The 15,639-nt window shown below is 75.3% G+C and carries 9 protein-coding genes; 5 read left to right on the plus strand and 4 right to left on the minus strand.

The window, feature by feature from the left end:
* Positions 1 to 13: 13 nt before the first annotated feature.
* The 3 genes from ACTHAM_RS08370 to ACTHAM_RS08380 all read right to left on the minus strand — a co-directional run bounded on the left by ACTHAM_RS08370 (position 14) and on the right by ACTHAM_RS08380 (position 7,336).
* Positions 14 to 4,807, minus strand: coding sequence for a hypothetical protein (locus tag ACTHAM_RS08370; protein ID WP_440686291.1), 4,794 nt, complete (start codon positions 4,805 to 4,807; stop codon positions 14 to 16).
* Between the two features lie 150 nt (positions 4,808 to 4,957).
* Positions 4,958 to 5,509 (minus strand): methylated-DNA--[protein]-cysteine S-methyltransferase, encoded by a 552-nt coding sequence (locus ACTHAM_RS08375; RefSeq protein ID WP_440686293.1) that lies wholly within the window; start codon positions 5,507 to 5,509, stop codon positions 4,958 to 4,960.
* Positions 5,510 to 5,557: 48 nt separating this feature from the next.
* Positions 5,558 to 7,336 carry a mechanosensitive ion channel family protein gene (locus ACTHAM_RS08380; protein ID WP_440686295.1) on the minus strand — a complete coding sequence of 593 codons (1,779 nt, stop codon included), beginning with the start codon at positions 7,334 to 7,336 and terminating at the stop codon, positions 5,558 to 5,560.
* A gap of 531 nt (positions 7,337 to 7,867) precedes the next feature.
* On the opposite strand from ACTHAM_RS08380, the gene ACTHAM_RS08385 reads away from it, so the two are divergent.
* Positions 7,868 to 8,896 (plus strand): DUF4349 domain-containing protein, encoded by a 1,029-nt coding sequence (locus ACTHAM_RS08385; protein WP_440686297.1) that lies wholly within the window; start codon positions 7,868 to 7,870, stop codon positions 8,894 to 8,896.
* Positions 8,897 to 9,097: 201 nt separating this feature from the next.
* Positions 9,098 to 11,008, plus strand: a complete 1,911-nt coding sequence (locus ACTHAM_RS08390; RefSeq protein WP_440686299.1) for a DUF4914 family protein — start codon at positions 9,098 to 9,100, stop codon at positions 11,006 to 11,008.
* 103 nt (positions 11,009 to 11,111) lie between these two features.
* On the opposite strand, the gene ACTHAM_RS08395 is transcribed toward ACTHAM_RS08390, so the two are convergent.
* The gene (locus tag ACTHAM_RS08395; protein WP_440686301.1) at positions 11,112 to 12,032 is read right to left on the minus strand and encodes a universal stress protein; all 921 of its coding nucleotides are present in this window, start codon (positions 12,030 to 12,032) and stop codon (positions 11,112 to 11,114) included.
* Between the two features lie 79 nt (positions 12,033 to 12,111).
* On the opposite strand from ACTHAM_RS08395, the gene ACTHAM_RS08400 reads away from it, so the two are divergent.
* From ACTHAM_RS08400 to corA, 3 genes are all read left to right on the plus strand, one after another.
* Positions 12,112 to 13,368 carry a YibE/F family protein gene (locus ACTHAM_RS08400; RefSeq protein ID WP_440686303.1) on the plus strand — a complete coding sequence of 419 codons (1,257 nt, stop codon included), beginning with the start codon at positions 12,112 to 12,114 and terminating at the stop codon, positions 13,366 to 13,368.
* Positions 13,369 to 13,543: 175 nt separating this feature from the next.
* Entirely contained in the window at positions 13,544 to 14,164 is a 621-nt protein-coding gene (locus tag ACTHAM_RS08405; protein ID WP_440686305.1) for a TetR/AcrR family transcriptional regulator, read from the plus strand.
* 307 nt (positions 14,165 to 14,471) lie between these two features.
* Positions 14,472 to 15,623 (plus strand): magnesium/cobalt transporter CorA, encoded by a 1,152-nt coding sequence (gene corA / locus ACTHAM_RS08410; protein ID WP_440686307.1) that lies wholly within the window; start codon positions 14,472 to 14,474, stop codon positions 15,621 to 15,623.
* The last annotated feature ends 16 nt before the right edge of the window (positions 15,624 to 15,639 follow it).

Here is a 15,639-nt window from a genome sequence, read left to right on the forward strand (position 1 = left end):
CCAGCATGCCCGCTCACTCCCAGCCGGAGGAGTCCTGGCCCCAGCGGTGCCACGTCGAGCGCAGCGCCGTGCGGCCCCGTTCGAGCTGCGTCGCCGCCAGCACGGCCACGAACCCCGCACCGGCCACGAGCAGCCAGACCGCCGCACCGCCCCAGCCGGGCAGCAGCGCCACCAACGGCACCCCGACCAGCAGCACCACCGAGACCAGCACCACGAGGGTGCCGGTGACGACCCGGCGGCGCACCCGCGTCAGCGCACCCCACCCGGCCACCAGCACTCCCAGCAGCAGCACGACGGCCGCCTGCAGCACCGAGGTCGTCACCGCCTGCACGCACGGCACCACGACCAGGAACCCGACACCCACGAGCTCGAGCGGCACGACGTCCCGCAACGCACCGGACTCGTCGCGACGCCGCAGGTCCGCACGCCACAGCTCCACGACCGCCAGGGTCGCCACGCCCACGGCGATCGTGTACGCCGAGGCGCCGACGTCGAGGGCACCCGCGGCGAACGACCACCAGGCCAGGCAGGCGAGCACCGGTGCCAGCGCCTGCAGCCGCCACGACCGCAGCGTGGCCCCGGCCGCCCCCGCCTGCACGGCACCGGCCGCCAGCACCGGACCGAGCAGGAGGACATCCCCCGAGAGCAGGCCCACCACGAGCCCGACGGTCGAGGCCGCCGCTCCGGTCGACGCGGTGGCCCGGAACCACGCGTGACCCGGCGCACGGGTGGCCAGGACCGTCGCGGCGGCCGCCAGCACCGCGGCCACCCCGGCCAGCACACCGACTGTCTGCGCGGGGCCCGCGCCCACGAGCACCAGCAGGAGCAGCACACCGAGCAGGCCCTCCGCACCGCACAGCTCACGCAGACCGCTCAGGCGCCACGGGGTCGCGCCGAGCCCGGCCGCGACCGCGACCAGCCCCACGGCGACCAGCAACGCCGCGGTGACCTGGGCGACCCGCGGCTGATCGTCGCCCGCGGCGGGCAGCACCGCCACCGCACTGAGCAGACCGACCACCACCACGCCGGCGCCACCCCAGGCGAACGCCCACGAGCGGGCCGGGTGCGCGGGCCGCACCCGCGCGTGCACCGCGAAGCCGAGAGGGACGGCCGCGCCGAGCAGCGCTGTCAGGTCCCAGGCCTGCGTGCCGGGCATGTCGAGCCACAGCAGCGCCGCGCCCCATGCCAGCCAGGCCGCCAGCACACCGATCGTCAGGCGCACCGCCCGGGCCGCAGCACCCGCGCGTGCAGCCAGCGCGGTGTGCGTCGCCGCCAACGCCAGCAGCGCGAGCGCGAACCACCCGGGTCCCGCCGTGGCCGCGCCGACCAGCACGAGCAGGGTCCCGACCGCACCGAGGACCTCCGCCGTGACCGGGCGCCCGCGCCACCGCAGCGCGGCCGCCACCGCCACCGCCAGCGCGCCCGTGCCGACCAGGGTCAGCACCGGCTGCTCGGCGACACCGAGGGCCACCGTGCACACGGCCACCGGCAGCGCGGCCAGCAGCACGGGCACGTCCCACCGCGTCCAGGTGCCGCGGGAGCGGGTGCGGCGGTGCAGCACCTCCGCGGCAGCCAGCACGCCGGCGGTGCTCGCCAGCAGCACCCACGCCCGCCCCTGCAGGGCAGGGCCGGCCAGCCACACCGTCGCCGACCACCCCAGCACCACCGCGGCCCCGCCGAGCGAGCCGAGTCGCAGCACCCCCGCCAGCGCCAGCAGGACCACTGCCGAGACGAGCGTGAGCACGGCCCCTGCCGGGGCGGGCACCGCCAGGACGGCCACCGCGGTGCCGACCACCAGCTCGAGGGCACCCACGGCGAAGGGCACCAGCGTCCACGGGCGGCCCCGCCCGGCTGCCGGCTCCGCCGGGGCAGGCTCGGTCGCCACGGGTGAGCCCGACGCACCCGCCGGACGGGAGGTGAGCAGCAGGTTCACCAGCGCGCTGCGCACCCCGCGCACGGCCGCGACCAGGGCGAGCGACCCACCGACCACCACGGCGGTCGCCGCGACCAGCACGGTGTCGTCCAGGTCCGCGGCGACGGCACGGACCAGCAGACCGACGAGCGGAGCCAGGGCCAGCCAGGCGGACCATCGGGCCAGAGCGGTCCGTCGCGCGGCGGGCTGCAGCACCCCGACGACGAGCACGGCCGTCCAGCCGAGGACCGCCGGCCACGCACCCGCCCGGTCGTCGACCATGACGACGCCGGCCGTCAGCACGGCGACCAGTGCGGCCACCGAGGAGGCCCACAGGGCGACGGTGCGCAGGCGGGGGCTGCCCCACCAGCGCACGGCCGAGGCGTAGACCACGGCGACGCCCGCCGGCACGAGCACCCACCAGGGGCTCGAACCGCTCAGCACGTGCAAGATCCGCAGCACCAGCACCCCGGTCAGCGGCAGGCCGACGACCGCCAGCGACCAGGGCAGCAGGGCCGCACCGGTCCCACCGCGTGCGCACCAGGCGCCCACCGTCGAGCGGTCGCGGTCGCTGCGGACCGCCGTGACGAGCACGGCGAGGGTCGCCGCACCCGTCGTGAGGGCCAGCGCCGTGAGCGCCGCCTGCTGGCTCGTGCCGGCGTCCTGGCGCACGAGCGCCGCAGCCACGGCCAGCGCCGCGATCGTGTGCCCAGCCAGGCCGAGGTGCAGCGCGAGCGCCGACCGGGCACCGCCCGGCGCACCGGCCGGGGGCGGGGCGGCCACCGGGGACACCACGTGGGACGCCACGACCAGCAGCAGCCCGGCCACACCCAGCACGCCCACACGCGCCGCCCAGGGCACGGCCTCGGCCAGCACGGTGGCGGTGGCCAGGAGCCATGCACCGCTCAGCGCACCGGAGCAGGACCACACGGTGGCGGGTGCGGGCATCGGTCCGACGACCGCGAGCGCCGCGACCACCACCAGCACGGCCACGGCGATCCACCGGTCCAGGTCGGCCCCCGCTGCACCGTGCACGGCCAACGCGCCGGCCCCGACGACCGCCAGTCCACCGAACCACCACCGGGACCAGTAGACGTCGGACGGATCGCGGCGAAGGGCACCCGTCCGGGCCGGCACGGTGGCCAGGGCGACGAGCGCGGCGGCGGCCAGCAACCCCACGGCCGGGCGGGTCACGGAGACGAGCGCCACCACGGTCCAGACAGGCAGGACCGCAGCGGCACCGTCGAGCACCGGAGCGGCGAGCGGGCCGGCCGCGGCGAAGGGCCGGGTGCGCCGCAGCACCACCCAGACGCCTGCCGCGGCGGGGGCCACCACACCCCACCAGGACCCGCCGACGGTCAGCAGCAGCGCGGCCACCACACCTGCCGCGGGGACGGCCAGCGCCACGACCGAGGCACCACGGCGCGCACCCAGCTCGGTGAGCAGCACGAACCCGACCAGCAGCAGCGACCCGACGGCCGCCGGGGCCAGCCCCGGCAGCAGCGCCAGGCCCACGAACCCGAGGGTCAGCGGTGCGAGCACGTCGGCGACCGCGGCGGACAGTCGTGGCCGCAGGAGCTCGACCTGGAGCACGAGCATCGCGCCGGCCACCGCCACCGGCACGGTCGGCCACCCGTCGGCGACACCGGTGAGCACCACGAGCACCGCCACCACGACGGTGCCCGGCAGCGCGGCGGTGGCTGCCGGTGCCGCCCACACCGCAGTCGGCCTGCGCCAGGCGGCCACCGTCGTGACCACGAGCGCGACCGTCATGGCGGCGGTCTGCGCGGCGCTCGGCACCGCCACCCCGTCACCCGTGGGCAGCGGGCGACCGACGCCGAGCGTGAGCATGGCGGCCGCCAGCCACAGCGTCGGCGCCACGGTGAACCGGACACCCGAGTCGGGGTGCCGACGCGACCAGAGCAGCCCCGCGGTCGCGGACAGCAGGCACAGGGCGGTGAGCACGACCACGAGGGCGGCGCCGTGCGGGTCGGGGGGCACGGGGAACCCGTCGAGGGTCGAGGTGATCAGCAGGATCGGGAGCAGGAGCCCCCCGACGACCTCCAGCGCCCGCCCCACCACGACGGCCCCGTGCCCGATCAGCCACCAGGCGGCGACGAACGGGACCGCCGCGCACACCAGCTCGGCGAGGGGCCGCACCGCGGGGCGCACGTCGCCGAACGCGAACGCGACGAGCCCGAAGACACCCACGAACATCAGCAGGACGCCCAGGTACGCCAGGCCGTGCAGGGCCAGCGACGAGCCGACGGCCTCTCGCACTCGGTGCCACCACTGGGCGAACGCCGAGGGCGGACGGGCCGCGGCGACCCGCGGCAGCGCGGGGCCACCGCCTGCCGCACCCGGCAGCTGCGCACCCACCCCCGCCGCTGGTGACGCCGGCGCCGGAGCAGGCGTCGGGCGCGCGCTCGCGGTGCTGGACGCCCCCTGCCCGGCCGCTCGCGCGGGGGTGGCACCGGCGGCTGCAGCGGGGGTCGCGGCGGTGGAGGCGGCCGGCGCCGCGGTGTTCGGCGCCGCGCCAGGGGTCACCGTCCCGGTGGCCTCGGCCGTCAGCTCGGCCAGGACCCTGCGTGCGGCCTCCTCCTGCTCGGCGTCGAGCGTGACCCCGGAGCGCAGCTCGGGCAGGTACACCTCCTCGACGAACCGGAGCGCGGCCAGGTCGAGCAGGCCCAGGCCTCGCCGGACCGGCCGGGGGTCGGACCACACGCGCTGCCCGTCGGACAGCCACGCCGTCCACGCCCCGGAGCCCCACAGACGCAGGGGTGCACGGCGCAGAGGGTCGGGGTACCAGCCGTCGGCCCACACGGCGGGCCCGCCGACGCGACCCCCGCCTGCGGTGGGCCAGCCGGCGGTCCCCTGCGCCTGAGAGTCGTGCACCGTGCTCCTCCTCCGCGGCACCGGCGGGCGCCCGTGCGCCCACCCGCGACCGTGCCGTGCGCGCCCGGGAGGCCACGCCTGGGCCTGACGCTAGCGGCGGGACGGGTCCTGCCACGGCTCATCCACAGGCCGGTCATCCGGTCGACGGGCTCAGAAGAGGACGGAGCGCCCGCCGTGCTGCGCCGCCTCGAGGTCGAGCAGGGCCCGCTTGCGTTCGACGCCCGCCGCGAACCCGGTGAGCGAGCCGTCGGCGCCGATCACCCGATGGCACGGCACGACGATCGCCAGGCGGTTACGTCCGTTGGCCGCCCCGACGGCGCGCGACGACGTGCGGGGATCGAGCCCCAGCTCACCGGCCAGCTCGCCGTACGACCACGTCGAACCGAACGGGATGCGCAGCAGACCGCGCCAGACGAGCTCCTGGAACGGCGAACCGTCCAGGTGCACGGGGAGCTCGAACCGGGTCCGGTCACCGGCCGCGTACTGCGCCAGCTGCTCACGGGCGTCCGTCAGCGCGTCGTCGTCACGCCGGCCGAGCTCGACCGGCAGGGAGGAGGGCCGGGTGCCGTCGAGCGTCACCGAGAGCAGCACGTCGCCGCGGGCCACCACGGTCAGGTGCCCCAGAGGTGTGTCGAGGACGGTGTGGTGGAGGGTGGCTCGGGGGTCGGCGACCACGACCCGCACGGACCCCGTCTGCTGCATGGGGACATCCTCACCCGTGCGACTGACACGGCCGGTGCCCCGGTCACCTCAGGGGCGGCGCTCGCGTCGTGTGGAGCGCCGCTCCACCCTCGGGCCACCCGACGCGGTCGCGTCGGCGGGCGCACCTGTCGCGAAGGGGGCCGGGTCGGTGCTCAGGTAGGCCGTCGGGTCACCGGGCTCGTCCAGGTACCCGCCGCCCGGGTACCCGGCCGACGGCGTCACCGGGCCGGTCGGTCCGCCGAAGACCTGGGTGGCGCCCATCCGCGGGTCGGGCCCGGCGGGCGGCTCGGCCACAGGGCCACGGCCGTACACGATCACCGGCGGGGATGCCTGCGCCGCCACCGGCGCGGGGGCCGACCGGGGCACACCACCGGCGGGCGAACCCACCGGTGAGGACGTCGCCGACCGGCGCGGGGCGGGCGCGGGCGCCGACACCGCCGCCACGACCGGCGCGGCAGGCGCGGCAGGCGCGGCAGGCCTCGCGGTGCGGCCGCTCGTCACCACCACCCGTGCTGCGGGCGCGTCGGGCACCCGCGACCGTGCGGCCACCGCGCCCTGCCCCGGTCCGGCGAAGGCGCGTGCGCGGCCCAGGCCCTCGAGCGATCCGGCGAACTGCCGGGCGCGCTGGTCGGCCACGTCGAACGCCTGGGTCTCGCCGCTGATGGCCCGGGCGACCCTGGGAGCCGGGGCGGGCCGCACCTGTGCCGGGCCGACCTGCTCCTGGCGGGTGCGCGGCAGCACATCGCGGCCCTGCTGCTGCAGCCAGCCGAGGAGCCCTTCGCGCACGGCGCAGCGCAGGTCGTCGAGCGCGGGCGCGTCCTGGGCGCTGAGCAGTGCGCGCACCCGCACGGACCCGCCGACGGCGTCGACCACCTGGAGCACGCCGACTCGGCCGTCCCACAGCTCGTCCTGGGTGAGCAGGCGCTCGAGCTCGGACCGCAGCGCGTCCACCGGCACGGTCCAGTCCAGGTCGAGCTCGACCGCCCCGAGCGGACCGTCGGCGGTACGGGTCCAGCTCTCCACGACCATCGAGGTGACCGCCGAGGTGGGCAGCACGAGCCGTCGGTCGTCCCACAGCTGCACGACCACGCGGGTCAACGAGATCTGCTCGACGCGGCCCCACTGCCCCTCGACGACCACGACGTCGTCCAGCCGGACCACGTCGTCGAACGCGAGGCGCGCACCGGCGACGAGGTCCGCCAGCAGGTCACGGGCGGCCACGACGGTCGCGACCCCGAGCAGCGCTGCCACGGCCAGGAACGCCAGGCCGACGGGCGCCGTGCCCGGCAGCGTCAGCAGGGCGAGCCCGACCGCGACGACGGCCAGCACGGGGACGACCAGCACCCGCACGAGGTGGACCTGTGCCTGGCCGCGCGCGACCGAACGGGGGTCGGGCTGACCTGCGGCGCGTGCCGGGTCGCCGAGGTCCGCCGCCATCTCACGCTCCGCCGAGGCCTGAGCCACGCCGAGCGCGGCGGCAGCCAGGACCCACGCACCGCCGGCGATCGCCGCGACCACCAGGACGCGGTCGACGACGGTGAGCCACGTGGCCGGATCGGCTCCCCGCGTGAGCGCGACGTGCAGTGCGAGGGCGACCAGCAGTGCGCGCACGGCCGCGTGGGTCCGCGCCCCGAGGTCGGCCCCGAGCACGCTGCGGCGGGTGAGCCGGCGGACGAGCCAGGCCACGGCCAGCGAGGCGAGCCAGGCGACCACGACCGCGACGACGGCCGCCACGACGAGGCCGGGCATGCCCGACGCGGCGCCGCCGGCGGGCTCCGGGGTCACCGCGAGGGGCAGGGGCGCGAGGGCGACAGGAGAGGACAGCACGCCGCAAGGGTAGACACCTCGCCGGTCCGGTTCATCCGATTCTCGGGGCCTGGCCGCCCCCTCGCGACCGCACCGTCGCGGGACACGCGCGGCCACCTGCACGGACGCCGGCGCACGCCGGTCGACGCCGACCGGTCCGTGCAGACGAGGTGCCCCACCCCTGCGCGGGGCGGGGCACCGATCAGGAGTCGTCTCGCCGGCACGGGGCGTGGCGTGCTCCCTGACCCTCTCGGGCCCGGTCCGGCTCTCGCCGTGACCCACGAGGCGGCGGGCCCGGAACGCCCGCCGACCGGTCGCGAAGGTGCCCCCTGCGATCGGCTGACCTGATCTTGACCCTTTCCGTGCCGTCGCGCATCCGGAACGGGCACGCCGGCACGGCCACCCGGGTGGCGGACCGCTGTCGTGGGGGCATCCGATCTGTCGGGACCACGGGATGCGATCGCATGACGATCCCGTCACGATCGGCACGCCCGGGTCACGATCCCACCACAAGCGCCCCTGGTCCCGACCGTGCGCCCTAGCGTCGTGGGCATGGTCCTGGACACGGCACGGGCAGCAGCGGGGGCACCTTCGACGCACCGCGAGGAGCGCACGGACGGAACGCCACGGGCACGAAGGCCACGGCGGGCGCTGCCGCTCGCCGTGGCCCTGGGGGTGGCCGCCGCCCTGGCAGGCTGCAGCGCCGGGGGCGACTCCTCCACGGTCGGGCAGGTCGCCGCCGACCAGTCGGCCGTCGACGGCGACGCCGGTTCCGCCGGCGCGGCGACCGAGGAGCTCGCGGTCGGCGGCACGCAGGCGGCCGCGGACGCACGCCAGGTCGTCCAGACGGGCACGGTGTGGATGACCTCCCCGGACCCGGTGGGCACCGCCGCGCAGGTGGTCACGCTCACCGAGGGCCTGCAGGGGCGGGTGGACTCGCGGCACTCCGTGGCCGGCGGGGACGATCGCCAGGCCTCCGCCTCGCTCGTGGTACGGGTGCCCGCCGACGAGCTGACCGCATTGCTGGACGGGCTGGGCGGGGTCGGCGAGGTCGTCGAGCAGTCCGTGCAGTCGCAGGACGTGACGGCCGACGCGCAGGACCTCGACGCCCGGATCCGCGCCATGCAGCTGTCCGTGGCCCGCATGGAGGACCTGCTGGCCCGGGCGACGACGAACGAGGACCTGGTGACTGCCGAGCAGGCCCTCACCGACCGGCAGTCGAGCCTGGAGCAGATGCAGTCGCAGCGTGCCCGGCTGGCCGAGCAGGTCGCCCTGTCCACGGTGACGGTCGAGCTCACCGAGCCCGGTGAGGTGCCGGCCGCCGCCGAGCCGGCACCCGAAGGGTTCCTGGGTGGGCTGTCGATGGGCTGGGCGTCCCTGGTGGGCACGCTGGGCACCGTGGTGCTGGTGATCGGGGTGCTCGCGCCGTGGCTCGCGTTCGCCGGAGCCGTCGGTGCGGGCGCCGTCGCGGTGAGTCGGTGGTGGCACCGTCGTGCGGCGCGGCGCCCCGGCGCACCGGCCGTCACCCGCCCGGCCCCTGCGCCGGTGGCCGCTCCCGTCGAGGCGCGTGAGGATGACTGAGGGCCTGCGGCGGACACATGCTGGACAAGCCCAAAGGTCCCACCCGGGCCGTCCTATACGGTCCTAAAGTCCTGGCCAAGTGAGCGTCGGCCGTCCGCCGACCGGTCGACCTTCGGACGGCGCTCATGGCCGGTCGGGCTCCCGCTGCCCTCCCGCAGCTGAACCCCCGCCCGGTCATCCTCCGACGAAGGAGCCCACACCGTGAGCGTTGTCGCGTGTCCGTCGCTGGCCGACGTAGCCCTGCCCCCCGAGGTGCGTGCCGCCCTCGACGCCTGCAAGACCGTCATCGTCCCGTCTTCGCGCGCTGAGCTGTACGAGCTGACGCTCGGCCCCGCCGGCGGACCGGTCTTCTCCGTCGACTACGACGTCAACGGCTCGCCGTTCACGGAGGCCACGGTCACCCGCTGCAGCAACGGCGCCGCGGTCAACTACCCCGAGGACTACATGCGGCGGCGCGACCCCGACTGCATGCGCATCGCCGACGACCTGCCGACCGACAAGCCGCGCTACCGCGACGTCTTCGGCTCCGAGTTCGCCTCCGTCAAGCAGGAGACGCTCGACTGGCTGGCGCAGCAGGAGCTCGTCGTCGTGCCGTTCAAGGCCGGCGGCCCGCGCTTCGGGTACCCGTCGCTGGCGATCATCCCGGCGAACGCCGCGTTCTTCGCGCTCGCCCTGGTCGACCTGCAGGGCTGGGTGACGTTCGACGAGATCGGGCCGTTCACGCCCCGCTCGATCCTGTACGTGGCCCCGCCGTTCCGGCACACGCACTTCGAGGGCCGCCAGGTCGTGGTGCACGACCGCACGGACACGCTGCACGAGATCTTCGCGTACAACCTGTACCCGGGTCCCAGCGCCAAGAAGGGCGTCTTCTCGGTGCTGCTCGACATCGGCGAGCACGAGGGCTGGATCACCGCGCACGCCTCGTCGGTGCGGGTGACCACGCCGTACGAGAACGAGACCGTGATCATGCACGAGGGCGCCTCGGGCGGCGGCAAGTCCGAGATGTGCCAGGAGATCCGACGCGAGGACGACGGCCGCATCCTGTTCGGCACCAACGTCGTGACCGCCGAGCCGTACCACCTGACCCTCGGCGAGACGAGCACGCTCGCGCCGGTGACCGACGACATGACCCTGTGCCACCCGTCGGTGCAGCGCGGCGACGGTTCGCTCGTGGTCGCCGACGCCGAGGCCGGCTGGTTCGTGCGCGTCGACAACATGCAGTCCTACGGCGAGGACCCGGCGTTCGAGCGCGCGGTCATCCACCCGCAGGAGCCGCTGGTGTTCTTCAGCATCGACGGCACTCCCGACGCGACGGCCCTTCCGTGGGAGCACACGCTCGACTCGAACGGCAAGCGTTGCCCGAACCCGCGCGTGGTCATCCCCCGCCGGTTCGTCAAGGGTGTCATCGACGAGCCCAAGGCCGTCGACGTGCGCACCTTCGGTGTCCGCATGCCCGCCTGCACCAGCGAGAAGCCCACCTACGGGATCATGGGCATGATGCAGGTCGTCCCGCCGTCGCTGGCGTGGATGTGGCGCCTGATCGCCCCGCGCGGCGACAAGAACCCCTCGATCGGCGAGTCGAAGGCCACGACCTCCACGCTCAAGCACGGCGGCATGGTCGCCGAGGGTGTCGGCTCGTACTGGCCCTTCGCCACGGGCACGAAGGTCGCCGCGGCGAACCTGCTGCTCAAGCAGATCCTCGACGCCGACCGGGTGCGCTACGTGCTGACGCCCAACCAGCACATCGGCGCGTACAAGGTCGACTTCGCGGCCGAGTGGATCACCCGGGAGTACCTGGCCCGTCGTGGTGGCGGCAAGATCAGCGCCGACCACCTGACACCGGCGCGCTGCGCGCTGTTCGGGTACCGCCCGCGTGAGGTGAAGATCGACGGCCAGCAGATCCGTCCGACGATCCTGCAGCCGGAGAACCAGTCGCAGGTCGGCCTCGAGGCGTACGACGCCGGCGCGGAGATCCTCACCTCGTTCTTCAAGTCCGAGCTGAGCAAGTTCCTCACCGACGACCTGGACCCGCTGGGTCGCCAGATCATCGAGACGTGCCTGGCGGACGGCACGGTCGAGGACTACGTGGCCCTCACGCCGATGCACTTCTGAGTCGGTCCCGCAGCACCACGAGCGCCCCTGGGCACCTCCTCACGGAGGTGATCAGGGGCGCTCGTGCGTGTGCGCCGGTGCGACGGGCAGGAGCGAGGCGGGATCAGGTCCTCTGCCGGGTAATCAGCACGGGGCAGGCACTGTGCCGCACCACGCCACGACTCACCGAGCCGAGCAGCAGGCCTGCCAGTCCACCGCGACCTCGCGCACCGGCGACCACCAGGTCGGCCGACCTGGACGCGGCGACCAGGACGTCGGCCGCGCGACCCTCCGTGATCTCCCAGGACGCCTCCAGGCCGGGGGCGGTCCGGGCCAGCCGGGCACGGGCGACCTCCTGCACCTGCTCGGCGTGCGCGAGCGCCAGCTGGTCGGGCGTCGAGTCGGGGTAGGCGACGACCCAGTAGCTCATGGTCGACGTCACGGGGACGGAGGTCCAGGCCGTCAGGACCCGCAGACCTGCCCCCCGCGCGAGCGCGTGCTCGGCCGCCAGATCCAGCGCCAGGTCGGCACCCGCGGAGCCGTCGACCCCGACGGCGACCACGCCGTGCGCCGTGGCCTCGCCCGGCGGGACGACCACGACCGGGCAGAACGCGTGCTGCACGACCCCGGCTGCCACCGAGCCGATGACGGCCTCGCTCACCCAACCCGTGCCGTGCCGACCCAGCACGACGAGCCGGGCGTCACGGGAGTGGTCCACCATCACCTGGGCGGGCGGGCCGTGGCCGACGAACCCTCGCGCGTGCACCTCCGGCGCGGCCTCGAGGGCCACCGCGACGCCCTCGTCGGCGACCGCCTGGACCCCGGCGACGACCTGCGCGCCCAGCCACGAGGTCCCCGCGCCCCCGGTGCGCTGGTGGGCGAAACCCCACACGTGCACGACGAGCAGCGGGCTGCTGGTGCGTGCGGCCTCGCGGGCGGCCCAGCGCACGGCCGCGGCGGACTGCTCTGACGCGTCGTACCCGACGACCACGGACGGGACCATCTCGACCTCCTCGCCGGCGGCGCCCCCCGGACCACTGCTCATGGTGTGCCCACGCCCCCAGCCAACACCTCTGGCGCGTGCCGCGCATGGCAGGGCGCGCGGCGCAGGGCAGGATCTGCGCATGAGCGAGACACGGCGTGCCCGGCCCACCCCGGGGCCTCGTCGCGCCTGGACGGTGCTGCTGGCCGTGGTGGTGCCCGTCGCGGTGGCGGCCGTGATCGGCATGGTGCTCACCTGGCCGGGAGAGGTCGACGACGCGAGCCGCCGCCAGCTGACGGACGTGGTGGTCGAGCTCGACCAGGCGCGGGTGACCGCGACGACGATGCAGCGGTGCGACGGCTCGATCGAGGACGTGCTGCCCGACGGCACCGTCCCCGCGCAGGTCGACTGCCTGCGGGTGACCGCGACGGTGACCAGCGGTCCCCGTGCGGGCCAGACCGCCGAGGTGTTCGCCACGGCCGGCCTGACACCCCGGGACGTGCCGGTCGGCACGGGCATCGTCCTGCAGTTCTACCCGGAGGAGGACGGCGCACCGGCGATCTGGGCGTGGCACGACTTCGCGCGGGCGATCCCCTTGGGGGCGTTCGCTCTGGCCTTCGCCCTGGTCACCGTCCTGGTGGCCGGGGCGCGGGGTGTGCGCGCGCTGATCGGGCTGGGGTTCGCGTTCGGGGTGCTCGCGGTCTACGTGCTGCCCGGGTTGGTGGCCGGTGAGAACGCGGCCGCGCTGGCGCTGTGCGGGGCGTCGGTGATCGTGCTGGTGGTGCTCTACCTGACGCACGGTGTCTCGTTGCGGACCACCACCGCACTGGTGGGGACCCTCGCCGGGCTCGGCATGGTGGCCGCGCTCGGGGCGTTCGGGGCGCACGTGGCGCGGCTGGACCCGGTGACCACGGAGGACGCGTACCGGCTCGCCCAGATCCTGGGCACCGACGGTCCGCAGATCCTGCGGGGGGTGTTCCTGTGCGGTGTGGTGCTCGCCGGGCTGGGGGTGCTCAACGACGTGACGATCACGCAGGCGTCCGCGGTGTGGGAGCTGCGGGCGGCGGACCCGTCGGCCGGGTGGCGGCGGCTGTTCACGCAGGGCATGAGCATCGGCCGGGACCACATCGCCTCGACGGTGTACACCATCGCGTTCGCGTACACGGGGGCGTCCCTGCCAGTGCTGCTGCTCCTGGAGGTCTACGGGCAACCGTTCGGCCAGACGATCACGAGCGGGCCGTTCGCCGAGGAGGTGGTGCGCACGCTGGCCGGGTCGATCGGCCTGGTGCTGGCGATCCCGCTGACGACGCTGGTGGCGGCCCTGGTGGCCGTGACCGCCTCGACCGAGCAGGCCAGGGATCAGGCGGGCGACGCACCGGGGCACCTGCACGCCCACTGATCGGCGTGGGCGGCGCGGGGCCGCGGCGGTCTTCTCATCCTGGTGCCTCGCCCGGCGGCGGCGGTACGTTCGAGGCCAGTCTGCGACAGACTGTCTCGTACGCGACCTCGCCCACGAGCCACCGCGATCACCGCCGTCCGGCGTCGGCCGGCGCGCACCAAGGACCCGTGCCCCGATGGACCCTCGTCTGACCCGCACCCGCGAGGCCGCCCTGTCCGCGGCCGACGAGCTGCTCGACGCGTACGGGATGACCGCCCTGACGCACCAGAACGTCGCCGCCCGGGCCGGCCTGGCCCGCGCGACCGTGTACCGGCACTGGCCCACGACGGTGGACCTCCTGCTCGACCTGCACTCCCGGCACCGCCCGCCGGAGTTCGTGACGACGGGCGACACGCTGCGCGAACGCATGGCCGCCAGCTTCGACGTGCAGCGCGCGCACCTGGTGGACCCGCGATCACGCAACGTGTCGGTCGCCCTGCAGGGTGCAGCGCAGGACGAACGGGTGCGTCTGCGACTGGCCGAGACGAACACGGTCCGGCTGCGGTCGGTGGCCGACGCCGCGGGGCCCGCGTACGACCTGCACACGCGACGCGACCACCTGCTGACCGTGCTCGCGCTGATGACCGGCCCGGTGCTCCAGCTGGCCTCGTTCACCTCGTCGGCGATCGACGCCGACCTGCGTGCGACGGTGCTCGACGCGGTCGTGGACTACCTCAACAGCTACTGCCGCGCACCGGCACCAGCACCAGCACCCGCGGACGGCTCGGCAGGGTCTACCCTGTCCCCGGCGGTCTGAGACGGACCGCACCCGGAGCAGCACGCCGCACCCGCGGCGGGACCCGCAGGAGGTGACGCCGCCCATGCGCAGCGAACCTCCTCATCGCGCAGGCTGACCGGCCGCTCGCCGGTTCACCTCCCCCGCCCCACCTGCCCGGTCGGGTCGCGCACCGTGTCGCGTCCCCGGGCAGCCGCCTGCCCCGCACCGCGCGCCCGCACGCGCCGCACCTGAGGCTCCGAGCCCACCGTCCTCGACGGCCGCCGCTCGCCCCGCCCCGGTCTGCCGCGCGGCCTGCGTGCGCGGTGCCCTCCCGCTGGAGCGTGCCATGCCCGTCCGCCGTCACCGTCCGCTGCGTGCCCTGCGTCCCCTGCCCCTGGCCGCGGGCCGCCGTCAGGGCTTGCCGCCCACCGCACCCGCCGTACCCGCCCCGGACCCCGCCGTCGGGCCTCCCGCACGGCACGGGGTCGTCGACAGCGCCGTCTACGAGCGCGGATGCCGCGTCGCCTCGCCCGAAACGCTCGTGCAGACCTACCGCTCGCTGCGCGAGCACGAGGACGGGATGGCCTGGATCGGGCTGTACCGGCCCGACGCGAGCGAGCTGGCCTCGCTGGCGGCCGAGTTCGGGCTGCACGAGCTGGCCGTCGAGGACGCGATCCAGGCGCACCAGCGACCCAAGCTCGAGCGGTACGGCGACACCCTGTTCGTCGTGCTGCGGGCCGCCACCTACGACGACGCGGCCGAGGAGGTCGGGTTCGGCGAGCTGCACGTGTTCCTCGGGCAGGACTTCGTGGTGACCGTGCGGCACAGCCAGTCCCCCGACCTGTCCAGCGTGCGTCGGCGGCTCGAGCGGGACCCCGAGCTGCTGGCCCGCGGCACCGAGGCCGTGCTCTACGCGATCCTGGACGCGGTCGTCGACGGCTACGCACCCGTGGTCGCCGGCCTGGAGAACGACATCGACGAGATCGAGTCGGAGGTGTTCCGCGGCGACCCGGAGGTCTCCCGGCGCATCTACGAGCTGTCGCAGGAGGTCGTGGAGTTCCAGCGGGCCGGCAGCCCCCTGGCGGCGATCCTGGCCGGGCTCACCGCCGGGTTCGACAAGTACGGCGTCGACCTGGAGCTGCAGCGCTACCTGCGTGACGTCGCCGACCACGTCACGCACGTCAACGAGCGGGTCGAGGGTGCCCGGCAGTCACTGCGCGACATCCTCGCCGTCAACGCCACCCTGGTCGCGCAGCGGCAGAACGAGGAGATGCGCGCCCTGACGCTGGCCAGCTACGCCCAGAACGAGGAGGTCAAGAAGATCTCCGCGTGGGCGGCCATCCTGTTCGCACCCACGCTCGTCGGGACGATCTACGGCATGAACTTCCAGCAGATGCCCGAGCTGGGCTGGGCGTGGGGCTACCCGTTCGCGCTGGTGCTCATGGGTGTGGTCTGCGGCACGTTGTGGGCGGTGTTCCGGCGACGCGGCTGGCTGTGAGGCCGGTCACGCGGTC

This window comes from Cellulomonas soli (assembly GCF_052036975.1).
Classification (GTDB): Bacteria; Actinomycetota; Actinomycetes; order Actinomycetales; family Cellulomonadaceae; genus Cellulomonas; species Cellulomonas soli_A.

Excerpts from the sequence above, each read along its gene's own strand:
- corA (WP_440686307.1), top strand. The coding sequence starts at position 14,472 with ATGCCCGTCCGCCGTCACCGTCCGCTGCGTGCCCTGCGTCCCCTGCCC.
- ACTHAM_RS08400 (WP_440686303.1), top strand. The coding sequence starts at position 12,112 with ATGAGCGAGACACGGCGTGCCCGGCCCACCCCGGGGCCTCGTCGCGCC.
- ACTHAM_RS08385 (WP_440686297.1), top strand. The coding sequence starts at position 7,868 with ATGGTCCTGGACACGGCACGGGCAGCAGCGGGGGCACCTTCGACGCAC.
- ACTHAM_RS08375 (WP_440686293.1), bottom strand. The coding sequence starts at position 5,509 with ATGCAGCAGACGGGGTCCGTGCGGGTCGTGGTCGCCGACCCCCGAGCC.
- ACTHAM_RS08405 (WP_440686305.1), top strand. The coding sequence starts at position 13,544 with ATGGACCCTCGTCTGACCCGCACCCGCGAGGCCGCCCTGTCCGCGGCC.
- ACTHAM_RS08395 (WP_440686301.1), bottom strand. The coding sequence starts at position 12,032 with ATGAGCAGTGGTCCGGGGGGCGCCGCCGGCGAGGAGGTCGAGATGGTC.